Raw genomic sequence first — 5,974 nt, 5'->3', positions numbered from 1 at the left:
GCTTTGGAGAGCGAGATCCTCATTCACGAAAGCGTCGGCGCATCACAAGGTCGTTTCCTCGGCGCTTTCCGATCCGAGGGGTAGCCTTCCTTTCAAGGTGCCGACAATAGACTTTTGATAGTGACGCTGCAGGCTACAACGCCTTCGGAAATCCCCATGGAAGTTTTCGCGGGGAAACGGGTCACGGGTTTTCGGCTATCCTAAGTTCCATGCCGCAGCCACCCGGCGGTCGGCGGCCGGGCCCTTTGATTCATCGCGCGTCAACCTTTCGTTAAACGCGCACGAACCCCTCCGAGGAGGTCGTGCCTTATTGACCTCGCACGAAGCGCCCCACATAGAGATCGGTGGGAAGGGTCCGGTAAAAGACCGCCGGGCCGATGGGAAACCAGGGGTTGACCACTCGCGTGAAGGCAGCCCAAGGCGTCCCGTCGGGTGCGAAGGTGACGTGCATCCCCTCTCCCACGGCGTCGCATAACCTGGCCCAAGGTATGAGGGGCCGAGAGGTGTCGTTGAGCGAGGCGCTCCAGAAGACGGGCTCGGGGTCCAAGGCGTTGAAGCATTCGCACAGGTAACCGCTGTAGGGCCTTCCGTCGGGCGTGTAGGGTAAGTTGATGAAACCGAACCGGCGAGGACTCCCAAGATAAGAAATGGCTATGTGACCCTCTTCGAGGGCCGCGATGTTCACCTGATACTGGACATGCCTGACCCCCGGTGCGGCAATCATCATGCGCCGGGACCAGGTGCGACCTCCGTCCCGGGAGATGCTGAGGTAGGGAAGGCCGTCCCGGTTGTCCTCCCACACGGCGTAGAGGTTCCCTCCTCGGTCCACGGCAACCCTCTGGATACCGTAGAAGGCCAGAGGGCAGAAGGCGCCGGTGACCACCCGATGTTCCCAGGTGTCTCCTTCGTCGCGACTGATGACCACGCGCAACCTGCCCTGCTCCTTCCAGCGGTATGGATAGGGGGACCCGCGCCACCCGGAGCGCCATCCCAGTGTGTAGATCTCGTCGAGGTAGATGGTGCCGTCCGGGCCCACCGCGCCGTAGCCGGGCTCGAAACCGTCGCAGGCGAACTGGGCCGTCGGTGCCCAGGTCTTGCCCCCGTCGAGCGATTTATAAAATTTTGCCAGCGGACCAAGGATCTTGGGATACATGGCCCGGAAATAGATGACGTTGGGGTATCCCTCCGTGGTGCTGTGAACGGCTGGGCCGGTGAGTATCTTCGGCCAATCCCAGGTATCGTGGCCTAGGGATGCATGTTCCCAGGTCTCCCCCTCGTCATCGGTCCAGCTCAGGTAGCTTCCGCTGGTGCGGCGGGTCCAGTGAGGGCGTCGTTCACCGAAGGACCTCACCGTCATCCAGGTGATATAGAACACGCGGTCGGTATCCCGGTCGAGATGCACGAACCCGTGCTCGCCGTTCTCGTGGGTGTCGTCTCCGCTGTCCGGCGGTTTTACGATCTCCCAGGTCCGCCCGTGGTCGCGTGAGCGGGCGACCCCGCGGTGGCGCAGGGCCGCGAAGACGGTTCCCTTACTGGTGACGGCGAGGGTGGGTGTGGTGGTCATGATCCCAGTGGCCATGCCCAGCGCTCGAGGTCCACCCTTGGGCTGGGGATTTAGGAGACGAGCCCCGGCGTGATGGGCCACGGCATCGTGAGGCCCGTCCAGGAGGGCCTCGAACACGCTTCCCGCCGGAGGCACTTGGAATCGTGAAAAATAGGGTATGAATTTTTCGATCATCCCGACCCTCCTTCAAGGATGCACCATTTTCCCAATGACGCCCTGCAACTTGGAGAAGGCGTGCTCCCTGCGTTTCCAGCTCCTGTCCAGTATCAACGGGGGCATCCTCTTACAGAAGGAGGCCCAGATGTTCCCATCCGGGTCGTAGCGCACGTGCACGATCTCGTTCAGGTCGCCGCCGTACCACATCTCCAGGTAGCCCACGTTGAAACCATAACGGTACAGGGGATCGGAAGGGTCGTTCACCGTGGCCGACCAGAAGACGGGCTCCTTTTGAAAGACGTCGCTCGATTCCGCGATATACCCGTGGTAGCGGAAGCCGTCGGGGCTCCCGTAATAGGCGATGGCCACCCGTCCCGGCTCGCGCACGGCCATGGCGTGGTAACGGACGTGTTTGACCTCCGGGGCGGAGACCACCAGCGCCTGGCTCCAGGTGCGACCCCCATCACGGGACCAGGCCAGGCGCAAGAGGTCCCTCTCATCCGGCCATATGGCGTAGAGGTTGCCCTCCGTGTCCAGGGCCAAGGGCTCTGAGAAGACGTAGTTACCGTTAATCACCCCGATCTGGATGATGTTGAAATAGCGCAGGAGGCGAGAGCCCGGCACATCACTGACCTCCCAGGTCAGCCCCTCGTCCCGGCTCACGGCGAGCCCCAGCCTGGGGCCGCGTCGGAAACCGAGGTAGATCGTGCCGTCCCTCCCCACTACCCCGGATCCGAAGATTATCCATTCCTGTCGAGGCAATCCGTGATCGGAGGGGACGAGGCTTATGCCTCCTGCTTTTTCCCAGGAGTTTCCACCGTCAAGGGAGCGCCACACCTGCTGCAGTCGCGGGAAGAGGACGGGCCAGCAGCGTGTGGAGATGGGCGTGGGGGCGGACATGTAAAGGACGTTCGGATAGCCTCGCGTGCGGCTGCTCACCGGCGGACCGGCATAGACCTTGAGCCAGTCGAAGGCCTCAATATCAAGTTTCACATGATGCCAGGTGTCTCCGAGGTCCTCGCTCCAGGTGAGGTTGAACCCCCTCTTCAGGCGCGGGGGCATAAAGCGCAACAGGGAGGAATGGAAAAAGAGGCGGTCAGTGTCCGGGTCCAGGTAGAGGTAGGTCTGAACCCGGCTGTGGCACTCCCCGTTTCCGAAGCGGGGGATTATGAGTTCCCATGTCCGGCCCCTGTCCCGGGAACGGATCAGGCCGTTGCCCTCTCGGGTGAAGACCGGGGCGTAGAAAACGGTGCCGTCGCCGGCGATGGCCAGAGAGGGCTCCGCCGCCCCGTAGCCGGTCATCATGCAATCGGCGACCGGCGGCCTTCCTTTCTCCGGCTGCGCATGAACGGGGCGGCTCCCCTCCGCTCCCGCGGCATAAGGCGATGTTTCACGGCCGCTCACAGCACTACCTCCTCATGTTATCGACGCGGGGATGATCTATATCCGGCACCAAGATCGCGGACAGCCCCGCCGATTGCTCACCTCCCCACCGAGCGGGGTCCAGAATTCATGTAAACATATTGTTTACATCATTGTAAGGAGTTTGTATCATATATATCTGGGGGATACAAGTCCGGGGCTAGAAAGCGGGCTTTTACGGGTCGTGATAAGGATGGGGCTATGCGGCGGAGATTCCTATTGGCGAGGAACATAATCGGCTTCCCCGGTGGCTGCATGAAGATGTTAGGCTTTTTTCTCCATATGTAGGGAATTAGCTGCTGATGGTCCAGTAAACGAACCGAGAGAAAGGGGGTTGGAAGATGAGACTGCCAGGCCTGAGGTTTCCCGTGCCCAGGGTGTTTATCCGGGTCGTCCTCCTTCTTACCGATTTCCTGGAGCGACACCCGGTTATGGTGAGGGTTTTCCTCCGACCGGTGGCCAACGCTCCCGTGATGCGCGACCTCCTGCCCGTGGTGGTGAGAGCCTTCATGGGCGCGTCCGCTTTCGACTGCCACGTAGTGGATAGGGAGAGGGGTTGGGTGGTCTTCGGAGAGGTGAAGGAGACCATCCACCCTGCCCTTTTCACCCGCGTGTTCTTCGAGACGCTGTTGCAGGAACTAGGCGAGAAGGAAGGCAAGGATGCCATAAAGGAGATCGCCCGCGAGTCCTTATTTCAAGAGGTGAAGATGGGCGTGGAAGGGAAACACGTCCCGGGCATCATCAAGCCCATGATCGGCAACCCCGCTACCCTGGAGGCGGTGCGCTCCGACCCTGACCTCCTGCGGCTGGCGGAGAAGGGCATGAACATGGTCATACGCCTCATCGGTGACGAGGGCGGGTGGGGGCGCATCCGGGCCTCCATCGCCAGGGACCCCATCACCGCGACCCTCGAGAACACCCTGGACGTGAGGTATCTGGAGCCCTCGCCGGAACCGGTGTGTGCGGAGTACATAGGCCTGGTGGAGGGAGTCGCCTCTTATATAACCGGCCAGCAATGCCGGGCCCGGGAGGTAGGATGCCAGGGCTCTGGCGCTCCCCGCTGCGTATTCGAAGTGGAACGCATCGGCGCTTGAGGTAGACGGATTCCACATCTCACCAAGTCTGTTGACGAAAGATAAAAGGAGGTTGACCGATGAGCGGATCTCTCTCGAGCATGGCGGCGAGTTTCGGTTACGCAAGGAAGGCGGGCCCTCCAATATCGAAGGGAAGCGCGGGCTCCTTTTCCCGTAAAGCTCGGGCTTACCTTACCTTCATCGATTTCACGCGCAGACATCCTGTGCTCTCCCGGACGGCGCTCCGTCTGGCGAGCGTGTTGCCGCCACGGGATTTCCCCTCCGTTGCTTCCCGGTTGTACATGGGAGGGAGGGCCCTGGATGCCTATGACGTGGACCTGGATCGCGGGATCATAAGCCTTGGAGGCCTGGAGTGGCGCATCCACGGCTCGGAGTACATCGAGATAACCCACCGGGTGTTGGGCCGCCGCATGGGCCGGCGAAGGGCCTGCGAAGTCATCTACGACATGGCCTTCCGGACGGCGATGGAGGCCCTGCAACAGCTGGATTACGAGAGCCTCTTCCCTCCCTTCGCCGCCTCCCTCCTCCGGGAGCCACCGGACCGGGTGAAGCTGGAAGCGGACCCGGTGCTCTCCCGATTCTACAACGAGATGGTCTCCATGCTCCTGCGGCTGGCCGTCAGCGAGTGCGGATGGGGTAACCCGGAGTGCGATTCCCTCCCAGTGCCCTCCCAAGTGATGCTCCGACATTCCGTGGAGGTCTACTGGATATCCCGGTCTGAGGACCCCTACTGGGAGGGCCTGCGCAATGAGCCGGTATGCTACGCCTTCGCTGGTATACTGGCCGGTTTCTTCAGCCATATAGCCGGGGAGAGGCTCGAAGCAAAGGAAACGCAATGCGCTATAACCGGCGAGCCTTACTGCGTCTTCACCCTATCCAAGGAATCGCAGTCGTGATGACACCTGAGGGGGTCAGGCCTTCGTCCCGATGTTCGGCAGATCGTCCGTTTTACTCCATCGTTCTCGGGAGGCCCGATTCCCCTCGGCATCCGGAGCTAAGGCCCGGCGTTCTTTCCGTTTACTGTTTTACACGGTGATTCCCAGGAAACGGTCCGCGAGGTCTTTCACCGTGGAGCGCAGGCCCTCGACCTCCTCGGGGGTGAGCTCGTCGGGGTACTTGCCGCCCACCATGTTGCTCAGCTCCGTGAGGCGAACCGCTGCTTTCACGTAACGCACGATGGTGGGGAGATCGCCCTTCAGGCGCAGCTTGCCCTGCATCATTCCCTTTACCGGGTCGAGCTGGCCGCGGCCGACCTCCATCCAGCGGTCGGCGGAACCCGTGATCACGAAATCGCCTGCCTCGCCCACCTCCGGGGGGACGATGCGGGCCTTGCGGCAATCACCGTGCCACAGATCGAGGAGGATGTAGAGGTCTATGTCCAGGCCGTACTGCGGAGCTTTTTCCACGTGGAGGACCACGCTTCCCTCCCAGTTCTTGGCCAATTCTTTATAGGTTGCGTCCTCCTGGATGGCCTTCTCATAAAGGGCCACCCATTCGGGCGTGAAATATATATAAGGCTTGGGCTCCGATTCCATGCGCTTGGCGACCTCTTCCTGATAAGCCTTTTCCCACTCGTCGCTTCCGTAAACGAGTCCCATGTTTACCCCCTTTCCTCCTATCAGGAGCACCCGCCTTTCTCTCCCGCAGGTGCCCACGCGCCTATCTCACGAGACTCACTGAGAAACGCCCGCCCTTTTCGCTCTCCTCTCGGGAACACCCCTCGCCAACGGGGTCAACA

Annotated in this window: 5 protein-coding genes; 2 read left to right on the top strand and 3 right to left on the bottom strand. The window is 61.4% G+C overall.

The genetic code is table 11. The features are described 5' to 3' along the window. Positions 1 to 307: 307 nt before the first annotated feature. The gene (locus H7007_RS05735) at positions 308 to 1,738 is read right to left on the bottom strand and encodes a sialidase family protein (protein WP_287153797.1); all 1,431 of its coding nucleotides are present in this window, start codon (positions 1,736 to 1,738) and stop codon (positions 308 to 310) included. A 12-nt stretch (positions 1,739 to 1,750) separates the two neighbouring features. Further along, positions 1,751 to 3,124 (bottom strand): sialidase family protein, encoded by a 1,374-nt coding sequence (locus H7007_RS05730; protein ID WP_287153796.1) that lies wholly within the window; start codon positions 3,122 to 3,124, stop codon positions 1,751 to 1,753. 359 nt (positions 3,125 to 3,483) lie between these two features. Between H7007_RS05730 and H7007_RS05725 the strand changes: the two genes are divergently transcribed. Together H7007_RS05725 and H7007_RS05720 are read left to right on the top strand one after the other, a co-directional pair. Beyond that, positions 3,484 to 4,236 (top strand): V4R domain-containing protein, encoded by a 753-nt coding sequence (locus H7007_RS05725; RefSeq protein ID WP_287153795.1) that lies wholly within the window; start codon positions 3,484 to 3,486, stop codon positions 4,234 to 4,236. Between the two features lie 281 nt (positions 4,237 to 4,517). Continuing rightward, positions 4,518 to 5,132, top strand: coding sequence for a V4R domain-containing protein (locus H7007_RS05720; protein ID WP_287153794.1), 615 nt, complete (start codon positions 4,518 to 4,520; stop codon positions 5,130 to 5,132). Between the two features lie 129 nt (positions 5,133 to 5,261). On the opposite strand, the gene H7007_RS05715 is transcribed toward H7007_RS05720, so the two are convergent. Beyond that, entirely contained in the window at positions 5,262 to 5,834 is a 573-nt protein-coding gene (locus H7007_RS05715; RefSeq protein ID WP_287153793.1) for an SCP2 sterol-binding domain-containing protein, read from the bottom strand. Positions 5,835 to 5,974: the final 140 nt, after the last annotated feature.

It is taken from the genome of Candidatus Solincola tengchongensis (assembly GCF_015711935.1).
Taxonomy (GTDB): Bacteria; Actinomycetota; Geothermincolia; order Geothermincolales; family RBG-13-55-18; genus Solincola_A; species Solincola_A tengchongensis.
Note: the sequence above shows the minus strand (reverse complement) of the source record. Positions and strands in the feature narration are given on the sequence as shown.